This is a genomic window from Rhizobium sp. USDA 4016, from assembly GCF_056279705.1.
This window is the reverse complement of record NZ_JBWCCY010000004.1, coordinates 1,195,893-1,215,125: the sequence shown is the minus strand read 5'-3', so window position 1 is coordinate 1,215,125 and position 19,233 is coordinate 1,195,893. Positions and strand designations below refer to the sequence as shown.

General features: G+C 59.8%; 22 protein-coding genes and 3 pseudogenes. 14 read left to right on the top strand and 11 right to left on the bottom strand.

Features of this window, described 5'->3' with window-relative positions:
• Nucleotides 1-69: 69 nt before the first annotated feature.
• The gene (locus ACZ9DP_RS21140) at nt 70-873 is read left to right on the top strand and encodes an aminoglycoside phosphotransferase family protein (RefSeq protein ID WP_476203474.1); all 804 of its coding nucleotides are present in this window, start codon (nt 70-72) and stop codon (nt 871-873) included.
• Between the two features lie 127 nt (nt 874-1,000).
• On the opposite strand, the gene ACZ9DP_RS21135 is transcribed toward ACZ9DP_RS21140, so the two are convergent.
• The 4 genes and pseudogenes from ACZ9DP_RS21135 to ACZ9DP_RS21120 all read right to left on the bottom strand — a co-directional run bounded on the left by ACZ9DP_RS21135 (nt 1,001) and on the right by ACZ9DP_RS21120 (nt 3,134).
• A complete protein-coding gene (locus ACZ9DP_RS21135; protein WP_022714246.1) occupies nt 1,001-1,285 on the bottom strand; it encodes a DUF2188 domain-containing protein in 285 nt (94 codons plus the stop codon).
• A 224-nt stretch (nt 1,286-1,509) separates the two neighbouring features.
• Nucleotides 1,510-1,626, bottom strand: a pseudogene (locus ACZ9DP_RS21130) (PIN domain nuclease); the annotation flags it as partial.
• A pseudogene (locus tag ACZ9DP_RS21125) lies at nt 1,617-1,835 on the bottom strand (type II toxin-antitoxin system Phd/YefM family antitoxin); the annotation flags it as partial. The pseudogenes ACZ9DP_RS21125 and ACZ9DP_RS21130, both read right to left, overlap by 10 nt.
• Before the next feature lie 96 nt (nt 1,836-1,931).
• The gene (locus ACZ9DP_RS21120) at nt 1,932-3,134 is read right to left on the bottom strand and encodes a pyridoxal phosphate-dependent aminotransferase (RefSeq protein ID WP_476203473.1); all 1,203 of its coding nucleotides are present in this window, start codon (nt 3,132-3,134) and stop codon (nt 1,932-1,934) included.
• Between the two features lie 352 nt (nt 3,135-3,486).
• On the opposite strand from ACZ9DP_RS21120, the gene ACZ9DP_RS21115 reads away from it, so the two are divergent.
• From ACZ9DP_RS21115 to ACZ9DP_RS21105, 3 genes are all read left to right on the top strand, one after another.
• Entirely contained in the window at nt 3,487-3,858 is a 372-nt protein-coding gene (locus tag ACZ9DP_RS21115) for a hypothetical protein (RefSeq protein ID WP_476203472.1), read from the top strand.
• Nucleotides 3,858-4,220, top strand: coding sequence for a hypothetical protein (locus tag ACZ9DP_RS21110; protein WP_074069020.1), 363 nt, complete (start codon nt 3,858-3,860; stop codon nt 4,218-4,220). The genes ACZ9DP_RS21115 and ACZ9DP_RS21110 overlap by 1 nt, the downstream gene beginning before the upstream one ends.
• A gap of 62 nt (nt 4,221-4,282) precedes the next feature.
• The gene (locus tag ACZ9DP_RS21105; protein WP_074069021.1) at nt 4,283-5,431 is read left to right on the top strand and encodes a PQQ-dependent sugar dehydrogenase; all 1,149 of its coding nucleotides are present in this window, start codon (nt 4,283-4,285) and stop codon (nt 5,429-5,431) included.
• Here ACZ9DP_RS21105 and ACZ9DP_RS21100 read toward each other — a convergent pair.
• Nucleotides 5,431-5,859, bottom strand: a pseudogene (locus tag ACZ9DP_RS21100) (DUF3052 domain-containing protein); the annotation flags it as partial. The gene ACZ9DP_RS21105 and the pseudogene ACZ9DP_RS21100 overlap by 1 nt on opposite strands.
• Nucleotides 5,860-5,963: 104 nt before the next feature.
• Here ACZ9DP_RS21100 and ACZ9DP_RS21095 point away from each other — a divergent pair.
• The 3 genes from ACZ9DP_RS21095 (at nt 5,964) to ACZ9DP_RS21085 (ending at nt 8,111) form a co-directional block, all read left to right on the top strand.
• On the top strand, nt 5,964-6,854 hold the full coding sequence (locus ACZ9DP_RS21095; RefSeq protein ID WP_476203471.1) for a DMT family transporter: 891 nt from the start codon (nt 5,964-5,966) through the stop codon (nt 6,852-6,854).
• Nucleotides 6,855-7,336: 482 nt separating this feature from the next.
• A complete protein-coding gene (locus ACZ9DP_RS21090) occupies nt 7,337-7,552 on the top strand; it encodes a cold-shock protein (RefSeq protein ID WP_007534130.1) in 216 nt (71 codons plus the stop codon).
• 145 nt (nt 7,553-7,697) lie between these two features.
• Nucleotides 7,698-8,111, top strand: coding sequence for a BA14K family protein (locus tag ACZ9DP_RS21085; protein WP_039846847.1), 414 nt, complete (start codon nt 7,698-7,700; stop codon nt 8,109-8,111).
• Between the two features lie 69 nt (nt 8,112-8,180).
• Here the strand turns inward: ACZ9DP_RS21085 and ACZ9DP_RS21080 are convergent, their stop codons facing one another.
• Nucleotides 8,181-8,825 carry an MBL fold metallo-hydrolase gene (locus tag ACZ9DP_RS21080; RefSeq protein WP_239598058.1) on the bottom strand — a complete coding sequence of 215 codons (645 nt, stop codon included), beginning with the start codon at nt 8,823-8,825 and terminating at the stop codon, nt 8,181-8,183.
• 276 nt (nt 8,826-9,101) lie between these two features.
• Here ACZ9DP_RS21080 and ACZ9DP_RS21075 point away from each other — a divergent pair, with 276 nt between their 5' ends.
• Nucleotides 9,102-9,719, top strand: coding sequence for a DUF1236 domain-containing protein (locus ACZ9DP_RS21075; RefSeq protein ID WP_074069026.1), 618 nt, complete (start codon nt 9,102-9,104; stop codon nt 9,717-9,719).
• A 276-nt stretch (nt 9,720-9,995) separates the two neighbouring features.
• On the opposite strand, the gene ACZ9DP_RS21070 is transcribed toward ACZ9DP_RS21075, so the two are convergent.
• Nucleotides 9,996-10,889, bottom strand: a complete 894-nt coding sequence (locus tag ACZ9DP_RS21070) for a branched-chain amino acid aminotransferase (protein ID WP_476203470.1) — start codon at nt 10,887-10,889, stop codon at nt 9,996-9,998.
• 296 nt (nt 10,890-11,185) lie between these two features.
• Between ACZ9DP_RS21070 and ACZ9DP_RS21065 the strand changes: the two genes are divergently transcribed.
• From ACZ9DP_RS21065 to ACZ9DP_RS21050, 4 genes are read left to right on the top strand one after another with little or no spacing between them, the layout of a single operon-like run.
• Nucleotides 11,186-11,629, top strand: coding sequence for a MarR family winged helix-turn-helix transcriptional regulator (locus tag ACZ9DP_RS21065; protein ID WP_476205437.1), 444 nt, complete (start codon nt 11,186-11,188; stop codon nt 11,627-11,629).
• Nucleotides 11,630-12,328: a response regulator gene (locus tag ACZ9DP_RS21060; protein ID WP_022714235.1), complete on the top strand. Its 699-nt coding sequence runs from the start codon at nt 11,630-11,632 to the stop codon at nt 12,326-12,328.
• 28 nt (nt 12,329-12,356) lie between these two features.
• Entirely contained in the window at nt 12,357-13,733 is a 1,377-nt protein-coding gene (locus ACZ9DP_RS21055) for an ATP-binding protein (RefSeq protein WP_476203469.1), read from the top strand.
• Between the two features lie 7 nt (nt 13,734-13,740).
• Nucleotides 13,741-14,322, top strand: a complete 582-nt coding sequence (locus ACZ9DP_RS21050; RefSeq protein ID WP_476203468.1) for a DUF1349 domain-containing protein — start codon at nt 13,741-13,743, stop codon at nt 14,320-14,322.
• Between the two features lie 374 nt (nt 14,323-14,696).
• On the opposite strand, the gene ACZ9DP_RS21045 is transcribed toward ACZ9DP_RS21050, so the two are convergent.
• From ACZ9DP_RS21045 to ACZ9DP_RS21030, 4 genes are all read right to left on the bottom strand, one after another.
• A complete protein-coding gene (locus ACZ9DP_RS21045) occupies nt 14,697-15,038 on the bottom strand; it encodes a tRNA-binding protein (protein ID WP_476203467.1) in 342 nt (113 codons plus the stop codon).
• 9 nt (nt 15,039-15,047) lie between these two features.
• On the bottom strand, nt 15,048-15,866 hold the full coding sequence (gene proC / locus ACZ9DP_RS21040; RefSeq protein WP_194727570.1) for a pyrroline-5-carboxylate reductase: 819 nt from the start codon (nt 15,864-15,866) through the stop codon (nt 15,048-15,050).
• A gap of 1 nt (nt 15,867) precedes the next feature.
• Nucleotides 15,868-16,368, bottom strand: coding sequence for a type III secretion system chaperone family protein (locus ACZ9DP_RS21035; RefSeq protein ID WP_022714229.1), 501 nt, complete (start codon nt 16,366-16,368; stop codon nt 15,868-15,870).
• Nucleotides 16,369-16,763: 395 nt separating this feature from the next.
• Complete coding sequence (locus ACZ9DP_RS21030) at nt 16,764-17,024, bottom strand: accessory factor UbiK family protein (RefSeq protein ID WP_022714228.1); 261 nt, start codon at nt 17,022-17,024, stop codon at nt 16,764-16,766.
• Nucleotides 17,025-17,217: 193 nt separating this feature from the next.
• Here ACZ9DP_RS21030 and lgt point away from each other — a divergent pair, with 193 nt between their 5' ends.
• Together lgt and ACZ9DP_RS21020 are read left to right on the top strand one after the other, a co-directional pair.
• Entirely contained in the window at nt 17,218-18,066 is an 849-nt protein-coding gene (lgt, locus tag ACZ9DP_RS21025) for a prolipoprotein diacylglyceryl transferase (RefSeq protein WP_074069031.1), read from the top strand.
• A gap of 21 nt (nt 18,067-18,087) precedes the next feature.
• On the top strand, nt 18,088-19,188 hold the full coding sequence (locus tag ACZ9DP_RS21020) for a class I SAM-dependent methyltransferase (protein ID WP_476203466.1): 1,101 nt from the start codon (nt 18,088-18,090) through the stop codon (nt 19,186-19,188).
• Nucleotides 19,189-19,233 lie beyond the last annotated feature (45 nt).

Below are 19,233 nucleotides of genomic sequence, written 5' to 3'. Positions count from 1 at the left end.
CAGACGTACCGGACGAAATCCCGCCTTGCGCGGGATTTCTTTTTCAACTCCTGCCGTTAGAATGCGGCCATGTTCGAATCCCATCTCGACCGCTGGTCGCTGGCGCCCGACGGCGAACCGATCATCACCCATTCCAGTCACCTCCTGCCCGTCCTTTGGAACGGCAAACCGGCAATGCTCAAGAAGTCTCGTGACGAGGCCGAAAGGGCCGGCGGTGCGTTGATGCACTGGTGGGACGGCGCCGGTGCCGCCAAGGTCTATGCTCATGATGACGAAGCTGTTCTGCTCGAACGGGCGACGGGCGGTCGCTCTCTGCTGAAGATGGCGATGGATGGCGAAGACGATGAGGCAAGCCGGATCATCTGCCGCACCGTCGAAAGACTGCACGCACCGCGGCAAAAGCCCCTGCCCGGCCTCATTCCGCTGCGCCGCTGGTTCCGGGAACTGGCGCCTGCAGCGAGAGCTTATGGCGGCATTCTTCCCGAATGCGGTGCTATCGCCGAGGCGCTGCTTTGCGATCCGCGCGATCCGGTCGTGCTGCACGGCGACATTCACCACAGCAACATTCTCGATTTCGAAGAAGACGGGTGGCTTGCGATCGACCCGAAGGGCCTGATCGGCGAACGCGGCATCGACTATGCCAATACTTTCGCCAATGAAGACCTTCCGGCCATCAGTGTGCCGGGGCGCCTCCAGCGCCAGCTCCGGATCGTTTGTGCCGAAACCGGCATGGAGCCCAGACGCCTGCTGCAATGGATTGCTGCCTATTCCGGCCTGTCGGCGGCTTGGTTCCTCGGCGACAATATGAATACGTCGGCAGAGAGCCCGCTTGCCGTCGCGCGCATCGCTCTGGCGGAGTTGCGGCAAGCCTAGCGGCTTCCTTCAATAAAGGTCAGAGGATGGTTTCTTCATGCGGCAGATCGTGCCACGCGCAAGAGCCTGCGCTTGAATGCCGCGGAAAAGCGGCTTCATCAACATGGTCGTCGAACGGGCGCTCGGCTCAGGCACGCGGAGAGACATCGGCGGAACCGCCACCCTTCCATTTGGTATCGACGACTTCCGTCTCCGGCCGGTCGCCGCCTTCGGCATATTCCTCATGCCATTTGCCTTTCTCGTCCTGCCAGCTGATCTCGGCGGAATCGCCGCCGACCTGCTGTTCGGCCGCGACGATGCGGGCTGCCTCCAGCGCTTCGGCATGCGACGGGAATGCTTCGGAATAGACTTCTCCCAGCCGGTAGGCCCAGCCGCCGTCATGGGGAACGACCTCGTAAACCACCTTGATCATGCACCTCTCCTCTTTTCTCGTTACCCGATCTGTCGGCAATCAGCCGAAGGTCGCCGGACTGCATCCGGTTCCATCGCGCGCGGCAAGGCGAGAATTACGAGGCACGCCGCGATTGCTTCCGGCTGACCAATATCGGCAGTATTCCATTAAATGCACAAGACTGCAAATTCGCCCCGCAGTCGCACTGCCTGATGGGGAAGATCATCGGCTGTCGAAGAACCGAATCAGAATTTCAGGGCCGGCGGATAACCTGCCAGAGCCCAGTCGATCGTCACAAGCTGCAGTCCTTCGACTTGCCATTGGGCGAGCAGAAGGCGGTCGAAGGGATCGCCTCTGGCAGGGGATCATCGAAGTCGTCGGATGAACATCTCCGCCCTCGTCATGCCCCTTGTGGGCTTCGGCCGGATCAAGGCTCACCGCCGCGCGTCTTATGCGGGACGAGATCGAAGACCGGACGGTCGTTTCGCGTTACGACAATCGTGTTCCCTTCCTCGACCTCACGGGCAAGCTCAGTCTGGCCGTTCTCGGGATTGCGGATCGAGGTTTGCATCCATCAAATGCACGCACAGCCACACCGTCAACGATCGAATGAAAAGGGAAAGGCCCGCCATCGCTGACGGGCCTTTCTTCAATTCTGCCAACTGCCTTACTTGCAGGCGGCGCAGAAGCGCTGGATGCGCTTGCAGGCTTCCTCGAGCAGAGCTTCCGAGGTCGCATAGGAAATGCGGAAGTTCGGGCCGAGGCCGAAGGCCGAGCCGTGCACGACGGCGACGCCTTCACTTTCGAGCAGCTCAGAAACGAAATCTTCGTCGGTCTCGATGGCCTTGCCCGAAGGCGCGGTTTTGCCGATCAGGCCGGCGCAGGACGGGTAGACGTAGAAGGCGCCCTCCGGTGACGGGCAGGTGATGCCTTTGGCCTGGTTCAGCATAGAAACCACCAGATCGCGGCGGCCTTCGAAGATCTTCTTGTTCGCCGGGATGAAATCCTGCGTCCCGTTCAGCGCCTCGACGGCGGCCCACTGGGCAATCGACGTCGCACCCGAGGTCTGCTGCCCCTGGACCATGTCCATCGCCTTGATGAGCTCAAGCGGGCCGGCCGCGTAGCCGATGCGCCAGCCGGTCATCGCATAGGCCTTGGAGACCCCGTTCATCGTCAGCGTGCGGTCGTAGAGCTTCGGCTCGACTTCGACCGGCGTGACGAACTTGAAGTCGCCATAGGTCAGGTGCTCGTACATGTCGTCGGTCAGCACCCAGACATGCGGATGCTTGAGCAGCACGTCGGTCAGAGCCTTGAGTTCGGCATGCGTATAGGCGGCGCCTGACGGGTTCGACGGCGAGTTGAAGACGAACCACTTGGTCTTCGGCGTGATCGCCTTGTCGAGATCGGCTGGCTGGAGCTTGAAGTTGTTTTCCTGCGTGGTCGAGACGATTGCAGGTGTGCCGCCGCAAAGCGCCACCATCTCCGGGTAGGACACCCAGTAGGGAGCCGGAATGACGACTTCATCGCCCGGATTCAGCGTCGCCATGAAGGCGTTGAACAGGATCTGCTTGCCGCCGGTGCCGACGATCGTCTGCTCCCAGGAATATTCCAGGCCGTTCTCGCGCTTGAACTTCGCGGCGATCGCCTTGCGCAGTTCCGGGATGCCGGAAACCGGCGTGTACTTCGTCTCGCCGCGATTGATCGCGTCGATGGCGGCCTTCTTGATATTGTCCGGCGTATCGAAGTCCGGCTCGCCGGCGCCGAGGCCGATCACATCGCGCCCCTTTGCTTTCAGCTCACGCGCTTTCTGGGAGACGGCGATGGTGGCTGAAGGCTTCACACGGGAAAGAGCATCGGCAAGAAAGGCCATGATATCGGTCCTATACGGTTGAAACGGGCAGAAGGCCGGGACCGGAGTTCTGCGGTTAGCTCTATGTCCAATGTGCGGCGGCATTTCAAGCGCAAAGGCGTGATGGTGCCAATGATTCTTATTGATCAATTGCCGGGCGCGGCGGCCGAAGTATGAATCACTTTGCGAAGAACTTGAATCATTCTCTGAAGAGATGCGGATTTCATCCCTGGAATCAAAAACTTCGCCGGATTCGGCCTTCGCCATGATTATGCCGCAACAAATGACACGGCATGCCGCAATTCGGTCGCGAGCCTGCCGGGATCTAAGCCTCATCTTTAGCGCTCCGTAATTGGTTGTTGAGGGTATGCCAATGTTTCTGGAGGACGAGCGAGCCGCAGCGCGGCTTCGCGCCCGCCGGGTTTCGCTTTCTTTTTTGATTGCAGCAGGCGTTGTCGCCGCTTCGACGATGATGGCATTCGGGGTCATTTCGACAGCTCGCGCCGACGGGATGCCGCAGTTGCCGAAGACCGAGCAAACAACCGGCTCCGTCGCCGCGCCGGTGCCGGCAGCAACCGAAGCGATCGCTCGGCCTGCGGCTTCGGCGAAGCCGCTGCGGACGACGCACGCCGACGGGCAGATCATGCGCGGGCTGACCATGCTGCTTTTCGCCCTGACCGCTGCGGGCGCACTTGCAGTATGGCGCCGCCGTATCAAGCGCCTAATAACCACGAGGACCCGGTAATGATGTCAAGTCCCCGCAACGGAAACCGGCATCAGGATGCGTACGGGTTCGAACCGCTTCCCTCCTACCTCGAACTGGCCATGGCGACCGCGGCAGCCGCAGCCCATGATGGGCCGAAGCAGCGTGAGAAAGGCTTCCTTTTCTCGCGCTTTTCGACGGTCGAGCGGATGATTGCGCTCGGCATTGCCGGGCTTGCCCTTTATGGTATCGCGCTGATGAGCGACGGCTTCTACATCAAGGGAAAGGCTGCCGTCGCGCAGATCCTGCTGCAGCGCGCCTTCGCGGGACCCGAGCTGGTGGACACGACGCCGACCGCCTCCATTCAACCTCAAAACACAAAGCCGTTATCCGCGCCGCAATAAGGTTGAAGCGCCCTGCCCTCCGCTCCACGTTGAAAGCGGATGAAAGCGACGGGAAACGTCACATGACTAGCGCCAGAACATTCGCCGCTTCGCTGCTTTTCGGCGCGCCGGTCCTCGCACCCGGCTTTGCCGCGGCGGCAGACAGGGTCGAGACCGAAAAGGTCGCAGTCAGCGTCGAAACCCTGGCGGAAGGGCTGGAGCATCCCTGGGCTGTGGAAGTGCTGCCTGACGGCGCCTATGTGGTGACCGAACGGCCTGGGCGGATGCGGATAGTCAGGGACGGCACGCTTTCAGATCCGATCGGAGGCGTGCCGGACGTCCGCGCCCGTGGCCAGGGCGGTTTGATGGACGTGGCACTTGCGCCGGATTTTGCGACGAGCCGCACGATCTATTTCACGGCATCGACCGCCAATCGAAGAGGCTCGGGAACCGAAGCCTTCAGCGCCACGCTTGCCACCGACGGCAGCAAACTCGAGAACGTGAAGACGATCTTCACGATGAAGCAGTTCACCGGCGGCAGTATCCAATACGGATCGCGCATTGCCATCGCGGGCGACGGTAGTCTCTTTATCAGCATCGGCGACCGCGGCAACCGCAATCGCTCGCAGGACTGGAAGGATGATGCCGGCTCGATCGTGCATATCAATGCCGATGGCAGCATCCCTGCGGACAACCCGTTCAAGGACAGCGGAAAGGCGCTGCCGGAAATTTGGTCGAAAGGCCATCGCAACCCGCAGGGCATCACCTTCGACATTGCCGACGGCAAACTCTACACCGTCGAGCACGGCGCGCGCGGCGGCGACGAAATCAATGTCATTGAACCCGGCAAGAACTACGGCTGGCCGATCATCAGCTATGGACGCAATTACTCCGGTTCAAAGATCGGCGAAGGCACGGCCAAGAAAGGACTGGAACAGCCGCTGCATTATTGGGATCCGTCGATCGCGCCAGGCGCGCTCGCGATCTATCGCGGCAAAATGTTTCCGGAGTGGGACGGCGACTTCCTTGTCGCAGCGCTCAAATTTCAACTGCTCTCCCGCATGCAGCGCGATAAAAACGGTACCTTCGTTGAAGGGGAGCAGATTTTCGAGGGCGATTACGGCCGCCTGCGGGATGTTATCGTTGCACCGGACGGTGCGCTCTTGATAGTCACGGACGAGGCCGATGGCGCACTGCTGCGTGTCTCGCGCTCCGACCGCCAGAACGGATAGGCACTGCGCAGTTCCTTGCGGATCATGAATTTCAGGCCGGACCAGACGGCATCGAAGGAACAGACCCTGACGTCCACGAGACCGGTCGGAAGCAGGATTTCCCGCAGCACATCCTCAGTTATCGTCGTCGGCAGGCGTGCTGCCTCCTTCGGCCAGGATATCCAAAGCATGCCGTCAGGCTTCAAGGCCCTCAAAAGGTGACCCGCCATGCCTTCCAGGGCAACTCGCTTGGCTTCGAAGACATGTATGTAGTCAAAACATGTGCCGTCTTCGGGCAGCGCATCATCAACGCGCGAGAAGCCGGCAAACCCGCGGATCTCGCCGAACGTGTCGGGCACGCCGATCAGCAAGGCCGCCTGCCCGTCCCTCAGGCCGAGCTTTTTGGCAAGCGGAGTTCCGGAGTAACCGGCGGTCATTCTTTCGGCCATGCACGCAATCTCGGCACTCGGAACGAGCCCTTCTTCGCCCTTGTCGAAACGAAATGCAACTGGTAACCGTCCGCGATACAGCTTGCCCCACATCGAGGACTGATATGACGCGCGTCCAGGCGAACCTCCTTCTATTGCTTGCTGCCGCCATCTGGGGCGGCGGTTTCGTCGCGCAGTCGACGGCCATGAAGGCAATCGGTCCGTTCTGGTTCATAGGATTGCGTTTTGCAGTCGCGACCGTCGCCGTCCTGCCTTTTCTCTTCCTTGAACTGCGCAAGACCAGTGTCAAGACGACACGCCGCCATCTGTGGCGTTATATCTTGATCGGCCTTGCCCTTTTCGGCGGCGCTTCGACGCAACAGATTGGGCTTCAGACGACGACCGTGACGAACTCCAGCTTCATCACCGGGCTCTATGTTGTCTTCGTGCCGCTGATCGCAGTCGCCTTCCTGCGCCGACCGCCGCACTGGATCATCTGGCCGGCTGCCATCATGGCCGTCGCCGGTATCTACATGCTGTCCGGCGGGCATCTTTCCGCGCTGACCACGGGCAACGGCCTGACAGTCGTCTGTGCCGCGTTCTGGGCGATACAGATCACGCTCGCCGGCACGACGGTCTCCGAGACGGGAAGGCCGCTTACGCTGTCGGCAGCCCAATTCGCCGTGACGGCGGTCGCCGCGCTCTTCGTGGCCGCAATTTTCGAGCCTATCAGCATGGAGGCGATCTTGGGCGCGGCACCGGAGATCCTCTATGTCGGCGTCTTCTCTTCGGGCGTCGCTTTCGTGCTGCAGGTGATCGGTCAGCGCTACACCACGCCGTCGCAAGCCGCCATCTTCCTCTCCTCCGAAGCGCTCTTCGGCTCGGCACTCGGCGCCCTGCTGCTTGGAGAGACGATGCCGCCGCTCGGCTATGCAGGCTGTGCGCTGATGTTTATCGCTATGCTTGTGGTCGAATTGGTACCGGAAGTCGGAAAGAGGCGCAGCCAGCCCGCCTGAGGTATGGCTTTTTCCGGGTTGGACGGCAATTCTGGAAAAAATTTAGCGCGCCGTTCAGGACGCGCTATCATTGCATTTTTGGGAAAAACTGCTCTCAACTTATATTGCAAGCAATACAAAACCTTAATCATACGTGGACTGTGAGCGAAATTTTGCGTGTTGACGCAAATAGGATAGTCGACCTGAATGTGCTTTCGATAACACGTTAAAAAACTTTTGCTTGCCAATTCCCCTTAATCGCAGCAATCTCACGGCGTTCGGGCATTTTGCGAGCATGGGAAGTCCTTAAGTATGTGCGCGCCGGAAACGCTAATATTCCGGTCAGCCGGTCTCGCCAAGATGGGGAATAATCCCGTCATGAGACAGGCCGAGGTAGAGGGGACCTTTTTCTCGAATTTCAAGAATTGCCTGCCAACGCCCCGCAAGGGACATAGTTGATGCTGCCCGTGTGGATGGCGGGCAGAGAGAAAAGGACCTGACGCATGGCCGAGACTGGCACTGTAAAATTCTTCAATACCGACAAAGGCTTCGGATTCATCAAGCCGGATAAGGGTGGCGCCGACATCTTTGTTCACATTTCTGCCGTTCAGGCTTCCGGGCTTGCCGGCCTGACGGAAAATCAGAAGGTCAGCTTCGACACGGAGCCGGATCGTCGCGGCAAGGGCCCCAAGGCCGTCAATCTGCAGATTGCGGGCTGAGGCCTCCACAAGGCCGTCGAATTCGAGTTGAGGCCCGGCAGCTATGCCGGGTTTTGTCGTTCAGCGTCCGTTCAGATACCGCCACTATGTTGTCATCATCACGGTGCAGGAACCGCTCACGGGGTTCAAAGAACAGGATATGATCATGAACAGGCTCGCCAAGACATTTCTTCTGACTGCTACTGCCGCAGCCCTCACCCTTTCTGTAATCGGCGAAGCATCCGCCCGTGACCGCTGGCATCGCCATCACAATGGCGACGCAGCGCTTGTCGGCGGCGCCGTCGGTCTCGCAACCGGCCTGATCGTCGGCTCGGCCATCGCCAATCAGCCGCGCTATTATGAAGAGCCGCGCTATATCGATCCGCCCTATGAGCCGGAATATGAAGCCGTGCCGGTTTACCGCGCACCGCCGCGTTACTACGCCCCTGTCCGCGCTGATATCGAGCCCTGGACGCCGCAGTGGGAGCGCTACTGCTCTTACCGCTACCGCAGCTTCGATCCGAGAAGCGGTACCTTCGTCGGCAACGACGGCCGCGAGCACTTCTGCACCGCAGGCTGATCCGCGGACCATTTTAAACGCAAAGCGCCGCTTATGGGGCGGCGCTTTTGTTTTGGTCGTCTGTCGAGATCAGATACCCCTGAGGAACGGGTTGCCGCGTCGTTCGTCGCCGATGCGGCTGCCAGGGCCATGCCCGCAGATGAAGCCGACATCATCTCCGAGAGGCAGCACCTTGTCACGGATCGAACCCAGCAGCTGCTGGTGATTGCCACCCGGCAGATCGGTTCGGCCGATCGAGCCGTTGAAGAGCACGTCGCCGAGATGGGCGAAGTTCTGGGCGCGATTGAAATAGATGACATGGCCGGGCGCGTGGCCGGGCGTGTGATAGACTTCAAACTCGTGGCTACCGAAGGAAATCCTGTCGCCATCCTTCAGCCAGCGGTCCGGCACGACGTTTTGAAGACCGGTAATGCCGTATTGTTGCGCCTGCATCTCGATCCGTTCCAGCAATGGCCGATCGTCCTCGTGCGGACCGACGATTTCAACGCCGAGCGCTTCCTTCAGTTCTTTCGCGCCACCCGCGTGGTCGAGATGCCCGTGCGTCAGCCAGATCTGCTTGATGGTCAGGCTGTTCTCCTTAAGCGCTTTGAGAATGACCGGCACATCGCCGCCCGGATCGACGACTACGCCCTCCTTCGTGTCCGGATCGAAGAGAACCGTGCAGTTCTGCTGGAAGGGTGTCACCGGAATGATGCCGGCCTGGAGCATGCCCATGATATGCCTCGCTTGTCTCTGCCTGCTTCCGATATAGCCGGAAAGGTCATCAAAGCCAGCCGCTTTTTGGCGGGCATCGCCCTTGCCTCACGCCTTCAAGACGCATCGTAACAACAGTTCATCGCTTCTGAAATGTCCGGGCTCTGTCCAGCTTTATTATTAAATTTCAATTCGTTGCGATTTTCCGATGAATCCAGATTTCAGCCCGCGCGGTCAAGCGGCGGAACTAGATGGTGAACGAAGCGTTTCACTCCAGCTAAAGCAAGGAGAAAAAGAATGACCTTCACGAGAAATCTTTTCCTGGCAGGTGCCGTGCTCGCCGCGAGCGCTGGCTTTGCCCATGCGGAAATGAGCGCGACGGCCATCAACGACCTCAACGTGCGTTCCGGGCCTGGCCCGCAATATCCCTCGGTCGGCGTCGCAACGCGCGGCTCTGCGGCCATCTTGGATGGCTGCATCCAGGGCAGCCGCTGGTGCCGCGTCGATGTTAACGGCATGCGCGGCTGGGTCTATGCTGAATACCTGCAGGTCGAGCACCAAGGCAACGCGATGATCGTCGAAGAGAACGAGGCCGTTCTTGGCGTCCCGTCTGTGACTTATGAGTCGACCGCAACCGTCGTGCCCGCCGATCCGCAGCCCGCGCCCGGCGATGAACTGCTTGGCCCTGTCGGCTCCGTGGAAGCGATAACGCCACCGGAGACGGTCCGCACCTATATCGAAACCACGCCGACGCAGACGGTTCAGTTGGGCGGCGATGTCGTCGTGGGTGCCGAGGTTCCGGATACCGTGACCTTCCAGGAGATTCCCGACTACCAATACCGCTATGTGCGCATCAATGACCGGCCCGTGCTTGTCGATCCCGGCACCCGCCGCATCGTCTATGTCTATCAATAGGCGTGCGGTGTGAGGCGGTCGTTGGACCGCCTCATTCCGTTAGAGTTTCCCGCAGCTTTCTGCCGCACCGAACCGCGCGTATGGGTTGCTTTTTGCGCGGTGATCCGCATTGATCGCCCCGGGAGGAAATCATGGAAGAGCGCTTCCGTTCATCACGCAACTGATTGCCGTGCACGGTGGCATCCTCGACCGTGGTCGGAATGATGATGGCGCGGGCGCAGCAAAACCAAAGTCCGGTGCGCGGACGGCGCGACCGGGCTTTGTACGATGGAGACCTTACTCGGCCGCGATAGACGCCGCCGGATAAACTTCCTTCATGTAGTCGTTCATCAACGTCTCGGAGATCGTTGCCGGCGTGAATTTATAAGGTCCGATCTCGGAGACCGGCGTCACTTCCGCAGCAGAGCCCGTCAAGAAGCATTCGCTGAAGCCCGAAAGCTCTTCTGGCTGGATTGCCCGCTCGACGACCGGATAGCCGCGGCGATTGGCGAGTTCGATCACCGTCTGGCGCGTAATGCCGTTAAGGAAGCAGTCGGGAAGCGGCGTATGGATGACGCCGTCCTTGACGAAGAAGATATTGGCGCCCGTCGCTTCGGCGACCTGGCCGCGGTAATCGAGCATCATCGCATCTGCATAGCCCTTGGCCTCCGCGGCATGCTTGGAGATGGTGCAGATCATGTAGAGGCCGGCGGCCTTCGACGAAGACGGCGCCGTCTTCGGGTCGGGGCGGCGATATTCGGCGATATCGAGGCGGATGCCCTTAAGCTTTTCGGCGGGATTGAAGTAGCTGCCCCACTGCCAGATGGCGATCGCGACATTGATGCGGTTCGACTGCGCCGAAATCCCCATCATTTCGCTACCGCGCCAGGCGATCGGGCGCACATAGGCCTCGGAAAAACCTTGGCGCTTCAGCAGTTCGATAGTTGCCGCATCGAGTTCCTCGACCGAGTAAGGCACCTTGAATCCAAGGATTTCAGCGGAGTTGTGAAGACGCTGATTATGCTCCGTCAGCTTGAAAACGCGGCCGCCATAGGCGCGCTCGCCTTCGAAGACCGCGCTGGCATAATGCAGACCATGCGTCAGCACATGAACCTTCGCGTCCTTCCACGGCACGAATTCACCGTTGAACCAGATTTCGCCATCCAGCTGGTCGAAGGGAACTGAAGCCATTCTCTTATCCTCCGGCGCCCGCACGCCATGCCTGTTGATTGTTGCCCATATTACGTTTTATCCACTACGCAGTGGGGAGAAATATGCGTTGTATGGGGAGGAAAGACGGGCCGGTTTCGAACGAACGTCCCGCCTCCGCAAAGTCCGGGGAAGCTAACAGCGGCGTAAAATTGTGTCAACAAAGCTGACATATCTTTGCTAAAGTTTCCCGGGGCCCGCAGAACGAGAAAGGAAATGACGTGGCGGCACGACAGACCAGCTCGAAAGTAGCCAAAGGCGAACCATTGGCCGCACCGATGGAAAACACCGGCATCATCGATTTCGAGATCATCGAGCTCTTCTTTTTCGCCTATCGCGATTTCGTCTCTGATCCGGATGCGATCCTGGAAAAGAGCGGGTTCGGCCGGGCTCATCATCGGGTAGTGCATTTCGTTAACCGTGAACCGGGCATGACCGTTGCCGATCTTTTGGATACATTGAAGATTACCAAACAGAGCCTCGCTCGAGTGCTCAAACAACTGATCGATTCGGGGTATATTCGTCAGGTTGCTGGGCCTGAAGACCGGCGCCAGCGTAAGCTTTATCCGACTAAGACCGGGCGCGAACTCGCGCTCGCTCTGGCGGAGCCGCAATCGCGCCGCATTGAGAGAGCATTCGACGGTGCCGCTCCGGAGGTGCGCGAAAGCGTAAAGGCATTTCTGAGGGGTATGAGGGACAGGCAAACAACGAAAGCGGATTGAATGGCGGGGAAGACAATCATTTCTGATGACGCGGCGCATCTGCTGGTGGTCGATGACGACACCCGAATCCGCGCTCTTTTGAACCGTTACCTGACGGAGAACGGCTTCCGGGTGACCGTGGCTGCGGATGGTGCCGAGGCGCAACGCAAGCTCGCCGGGCTCGACTTCGATCTCATCATCATGGATGTGATGATGCCGGGAGAATCCGGCATCGACGTGACGCGCGGCCTGCGCGCCATTAAGAACGTGCCGATCATCATGCTCACAGCGCTTGCGGAATCCGACAATCGCATAGCGGGCCTTGAAGCCGGCGCCGACGATTATCTCTCGAAGCCTTTCGATCCGCGCGAACTGGTGCTGCGCGTCAATAATATCCTGCGCCGCAACGCCTCGGACGCGCCGAAGATCGAGCAGATCATGTTCGGCCCATACACTTTCTCGCTCACCCGAAAGGAATTGAAGAAGGCGACGGAGGTGATCCGCCTCACCGACCGCGAGCAGGAAATCATGCTGCTTTTTGCCAAGCGCGCCGGCGACACCATTCCGCGGCACGAGCTCATCGGCAACGACGTCGACGTCGGCGAGCGCACGATCGACGTGCAGATCAATCGCCTCCGCCGCAAGATCGAGGACGACCCTGCAAATCCTGTCTGGCTCCAGACGGTTCGTGGTATAGGATACAGGCTGAGCATCGATTGATGGCCTCAACGTCAGGATCGCGATAGTGATGGTAACTTTCGACTCCCTGCGCCGCGAAGAACGATCGCCAGCCTCTGGATGGAAAGGATTAGGCCGCTGGCTGCGCCGCCACCTGCCGACCGGTCTCTACGTCCGTTCGCTGCTGATCATCATCATTCCCATGGTGCTGCTGCAGTCCGTCGTCGCCGCGGTCTTCATGGAGCGTCACTGGCAGATGGTGACGCAACGCCTGTCGATGGCCGTCACCCGCGATATTGCGGCGATCATCCAGATCATCGAAACCTATCCGCAGGATACGGACTACAGCGAGGCCACGCGCATCGCCCGCGAGCAGTTGAACCTGCAGATTTCGATCGAGCCTGACGGAGATCTGCCGCCGCCGCGCGAAAAGCCGTTCTTCTCCATCCTCGACGGCATCCTGAGCGATGAGATCAGCGACCAGATCAAACGACCCTTCTGGATCGACACGGTGGGAGACTCGAGCCTCGTCGAGATCCGTATAAAGCTGGACGACAAGATTCTGCGCGTTTTGACCAAGCGCAACCAGACCTATGCGTCGAACACGCACATTTTCATCGTCTGGATGGTCGGCGCTTCTCTCGTGCTCATCGGCGTGTCGATCATCTTTCTGCGCGGTCAGATTCGGCCGATCCTGACGCTCGCGCAAGCCGCCGAAAGCTTCGGCAAGGGACACAAACACGATGACTTCTATCCGCGCGGCGCCGACGAGGTCAGGCGCGCGGGTCTTGCCTTCATCCTGATGCGCGAACGCATCGAACGGCAGATCGAACAGCGAACCGCAATGCTGACCGGTGTCAGTCACGACCTACGCACGGTGCTCACGCGCTTCAAGCTGCAGCTTGCCCTTGCCGGCAATAGCCCGGAACTGCAAGGACTGAATGACGACGTCAACGACATGCAGTCGATGCTCGAAGCCTACATGGCCTTTGCGCGCAGCGAGATCGAGGAGGATGTCGGAGAACTAAAGCTTACCGAACTGCTCGGAAGGATCGCAACGGACTTTGCTCTGCACGAAAAGCACCTCACCTATTCGATCGAAGGCGAAGACAAGATCTCGGTCCGGCCGAACGCATTTACGCGCCTGGTGACCAACCTCGCATCCAACGCCCGCCGCTATGCGAATACGCTGAACATCGAAGCGAAGCACGGCGCAAAATGGCTGACGCTGAATTTCGACGACGATGGCCCCGGCATTCCCGAAAAGAACCGCGAGGATGTCTTCAAGCCCTTCTTCCGTCTGGATGAAGCACGCAATCTGGACGATTCCGGCACCGGGCTCGGCCTTGCGATCGCGCGCGATATCGCCCGTAGCCATGGCGGCAATGTCACGCTCGGCGACAGCCCGCTGGGCGGTCTCCGCGCCACCATCCGCATCCCCGCGTGAGTTCCAGATGGCAATCGACCGGAAAGAAATGACCTGGCTCAATCCTCCGCCCTTGGCGGAGCTTCACGAGGGTGCATTGCACGTCCGATCGGGCGACAAGACGGACTTCTGGCAAGGTACGTATTACGGGTTCCACCGTGATGACGGCCATTTTCTCTATCACCGGCGCAAGGGCGACTTCACGGCAGAATTGACATTTTCCGGACGCTATCAAGAGCTGTACGACCAGGCCGGCCTGATGGTCCGAGCAGATTCAGCGCACTGGATGAAATGCGGAATCGAATATACCGACGGCGCAAAACACTTCAGCACCGTCGTGACCAATAGCAATTCCGACTGGTCGGCCTTTCGCATCGAGCACGAATTCGAGCTGCTCTTCCTTCGCGTGACCCGCAACAGGGACGCAATTTTCATTCAGTACCGGACCGACCGAATCAGCCAATGGCGCATGGCGCGCCTCGCCTGGTTCGATCCGTCGATTGAGGAGGTTATGGTCGGCCCGGCATTCTGCTCGCCGCAGCGCTCTGGCTTCGAAGCCATCTTTCATGATTTCACACTGACCGATCCGGTCTCGCGCGACATTCACTGATCACATCAGCACGATACGTTTTTTCAACATCTTCCCGCCCTAAAAAACGGGGATTTTCAGGGGCGGCTCAGGCCGCCCTTTCGCGTTCTCGGGAGACGGGTTTAACCGCCTTCGATGGCCGTGTTCCGGCTGCCAGGATGTTGACCGCCGCGTTGACGTCGGCATGGTCTGCGAGGACCTTTGGGATGACCACGCCATCCAAAAGCCCGCCGTTTTCGATTGCTGCAACGACATCTTCAAAGCATATTCGGCGACCGGGCGAGCCTTCAGCTGATTGCCTTCAGCTGATTGTTTTTCTCAACGCTCCAAGTCGCTTTGATCATGCCCGTATTGTATCGATAACGTCTGGCATGCCAATTGAACCGAAACTCGGATTACATCAACTTCCTGCCGTTCGGCACCGGCTTGTCGGTTGCAGCAAGAACGATCGCACCCGCTTCGTCTGAGAAGCCGAGCGTCAGCACTTCCGAGCGGAACGGTCCGATCTGGCGCGGCGGGAAATTCACCACCCCGAGAACCTGGCGGCCGACGAGGTTTTCCAGCGTGTAGTGAACAGTGATCTGCGCCGAGGATTTCTTGACGCCGATTTCCGGGCCGAAATCGATCAGCAGCTTGACGGCCGGCTTTCGGGCTTCCGGAAAGGGCTGGGCCTCAATGATCGTACCGGCACGAATGTCCACACGCTCGAAATCGGCGTAGGTGATTTCTTCAGCCATAGCGCATCCTCAACCGGCAAGCTCTTCGGCACGCGCGCGCGCAGCCGCAAGAGCCTCGTCGAACAACGGCTGCATGCCCTCTTCTGCCATAAGCACTGAAAGGGCCGCGGCCGTCGTGCCGCCCGGCGAGGTTACGTTCTGGCGAAGCTTCGAGGCGTCGTCGGGGGACTGGTGTAGGAGTTCACCAGCCCCCGCGACAGTTTCCCGTGCAAGGCGCATGGCAAGGTCCGCCGGCAGGCCAAGTTTACGGCCTGCTTCTGCCATACACTCGACGAGATAGAACACATAGGCCGGGCCGCTGCCTGACAATGCCGTCACGGCATCGATATCCGATTCGGCCGAAACCCACTCGACAGGACCCGAGACGCGAAGAAGCGAATGAACGCGATCGCGCTGCCCGGCGCTGACGCGCGGATTGGCGAAGGCGCCGGTGACACCGCGGCCGATCATGGCGGGCGTATTTGGCATGGCGCGGACCATGGCGGCTTCGCCGAGATGCTTTTCGAGGAACGCCAGCGTCTTGCCGGCAGCCACCGAAACGACCACCGTCTTGGATCCGACGGCGCTTTTCACCGGTGGCAGGACTGTTTCCATCACCTGCGGCTTCACTGCGAGGAAGATGACATCCGCTTTGAGGCCGGCGGGAACGGTTGAGGCATGCGTCGCGCCCGCATCGCCGATGATCTTCATCATCGCGGGCGACGGACCCGGATCGACCACGACAACGGAGGATCCCGGCACTCCGCTCTTCAGCCAGCCGGAGAGCATCGCACCGCCCATATTGCCGGCGCCGACGAGAACGACTGTATCGGAAGACGATGGTGACATTTTACGCTTCGCCGACCGTTTCGAAGAGGACCGCTTCCATGGCCTTGGCAGCATCCAGGCCGGACCAGATGACGAACTGGAACGCCTGATAATAAGCTTCGCAGGTATCGAGCGCGCTGGAAAGCAAAACTTCCACCTGACGGTTGGTTGGCTCGGCACCGCCCGCCAGAAGCAGCGACTGCCGGAAGATGATCACGTCTTCCTGCCGCCACAGATCGAAATGACCCATCAGAACCTGCCCGTTGATCGCCGCCAAAAGCTTGGTGACCTCGTTGACGCGAGCTTCTGGAACCTTGATATCGAACGCGCAGCCGAGATGCAGCGCCTCGAATTCCTCCATCCAGGAGAAGGAAACGTGGTAATCGGCCCACTTCCCCTCGACCGTCATTGCGATCTCATCCTCGCCCGACCGCTCAAACGACCAGTCGTTATTGGCGGCGACGTACTCGATCATGTCGACCGGGTTCGACTGACGCTCGAATTCCAATTCCATAAGGCTCATGCAGCACCTTCTTGACCGGAATGAATGCGACTGAACTTGGGTTTACGAACACAAGAAAAGACACACGCAAATACCGGAACCACCACTCGGATGTTCGTTGAACCGCTGCCAGACCTAACGCAGTGAACCTGCCCGGAGCTTACCAATGTCCGCTTCGAATCATCATTTAAAATCAGTGTATAATGCCCCCGGTGACAAGCCAGCCCCTCTCCGGTCATTTCCGGAAAGGCACTGTGGACAGCCGTTCGGAATTTGATTTCAGAAGGAGGTTGTAAACGACTCTGCGTATTGGCTTTTTTGGCAGTGTCCACAGGTGGAAAACGACACCTGATTTTTTTGTCGATGAGGCGGCGTGCCGCTTAAGCGCCACACCGTACCCTGTGCCTGAATGGGATTTACTTCGTTTTTGCAGCTAGCTTTGCTTCGAGCGCGGCGACTCGGGCAAGCAGCGCTTCGTTCTCGTCGCGCGCCTTGATCGCCATTTCGCGGACGGCCTCGAATTCCTCGCGCTTGACCACATCCATGGTGTTCAGCCAGCGTTCGGCCTGAGCGTTGAAGGCAGTCTCGATTTCCTTGCGCACACCCTGGGCAGCGCCCGCTGCATCCGTCATCAGCTTGGCGAATTCGTCCATGATGCGGTTTGTTCCACTGGTCATGGCGGTTTTTCTCCTTCCCACCACATGATTTTGATGGGCCTGAAGCCCTAAGGAATGAGGTAGGGCTTTGCTGTTAAGGATGCAAGCGCTTTGCTCTGGATAAGCCGCTCCGGGCATTGCTCTGCCTCACAATCGACTTGACCGCTTCGTATCGCAACGCCATGTTCCGCGCACATCAACGGGTGGAAAAACCTTGCCGACTGCAGCCAATCTTGTTTCGATCATGCCCTTTCCGGATATCGATCCGATCGCCTTTTCGATCGGCCCTCTGGCTGTTCACTGGTATGGTCTCGCCTATGTCGCAGGCATCATGCTCGGATGGCTCTATGCCCGGCAGATCGCCGGCAATGATGCGCTTTGGCCGGGCAATGCCTCGCCGATCACCAAGGCGCAGATCGACGACTTCATCGTCTGGGCAGCCCTCGGCATCGTTCTCGGCGGTCGCATCGGCTACATCTTTTTCTACGATCTGCCGGCCGTGATCGAGAGCCCGCTCCGTGCCATCGAGATCTGGAATGGCGGCATGTCCTTCCACGGCGGAACCATCGGCACGACGATCGCCATGATCCTCTTTGCGCGCAAGAACGGCATTCCGGTCTGGAGCCTTTTCGACATCGTCGCTACCGTGGTGCCGATCGGCCTATTCTTCGGCCGCATTGCAAACTTCGTCAACGGCGAGCTTTGGGGGCGACTTACGGATGTGCCCTGGGCAGTCGTTTTCCCGACCGGCGGGCCTTTTGCGCGGCATCCGAGCCAGCTCTATGAAGCAGGCCTCGAAGGCATCGTGCTGCTGCTTTCGCTTGCTCTTATCGTCTACGGTTTCCGGGCGCTGAAATCACCGGGGCTTGTTACCGGTCTCTTCGTCTGCGGCTACGCGCTGTCACGCATATTCGTCGAGTTGTTCCGCGAGCCGGATGCGCAGCTTGGTTACCTGCTCGGCACGAACTGGCTGACCATGGGCATGGTCCTTTCCTTCCCGATGGTCCTGCTCGGCATCTGGGCGATGGCGCGTGCCCGCCGCCAGGCCGCTTTGCAGCATTGAGCCCGTCAGGACGGTACGATCATGACGACCGCACTCGGTGAAAAGATAAAGTCGATCATTCAGGCGAACGGGCCGATCAGCGTCACGGATTATTTTTCGCTCTGCCTCGCTGATCCGGAATACGGCTACTATCGCACCCGCGAGCCCTTCGGCCGGTCCGGCGATTTTGTCACTGCGCCCGAAGTCAGCCAGCTCTTCGGCGAAATGATCGGGGTCTTCGTCGTGCATGCCTGGCAGCGCCATGGCGCGCCGGCAGGCGTGCGCCTCGTTGAAATCGGCCCCGGTCGCGGGACGATGATGGCCGACATGCTGCGCGTCATCGAGCGTCTCGCCGCGCCGCTTCTCGAAAATATGACGGTTCATCTCGTCGAAACGAGCGAGCGCCTGCGCGGTATCCAGCAGCAGACGCTTGACGCACATGTGGGCAAGATCAGCTGGCATGCCGATTTCGAGGAAGTGCCGCCGGGCTTCACGCTGATTGCGGCAAACGAGCTATTCGACGCCATTCCGATCCGCCAATTCATCAAGACGCCGACCGGCTTTCGTGAGCGCGTGGTTGGCCTCGATATCGATGGCGAGCTGACATTCGCCGCCGGGATCGCCGGCATCGATCCGGCACTGCTGCCTGAAAAACCGCAGGCCGCGCCGGCCGGCACGCTCTTCGAGATTTCGCCGGCCCGGCAGGCTGTGATGATGACGATCTGCGATCGCCTGAAGGCTTTCGGCGGCACGGCGCTGGCGATCGATTACGGCCATCTCGTCACCGGCTTCGGCGATACGCTACAGGCCGTGCGCATGCACGAGTTCGATCCGCCGCTTGCCCATCCCGGCGAAGCGGACCTGACGAGCCATGTGGATTTCGAAGACCTTGCGAAGACCGCTGTCGGCGCCGGGCTGCATCTCAACGGCGCGTTGCACCAGGGGGATTTCCTGATCGGCCTCGGCATTCTCGAGCGCGCCGCCGCTCTCGGCCGCGATCGTGAACCGCGCACCCAGCAGATCATCCAGAGCGCGGTGGACCGGCTGGCCGGCTCCGGTGAGGGCCGGATGGGCGAGCTTTTCAAGGCGATGGCCGTCTCCTATCCGGCCGTCGATCTCATGCCGTTCCGCCCGGTGGATTGACAGGATGCGCGGCCCTGGGCCAACATCCGGCGCAATCAAGAATGC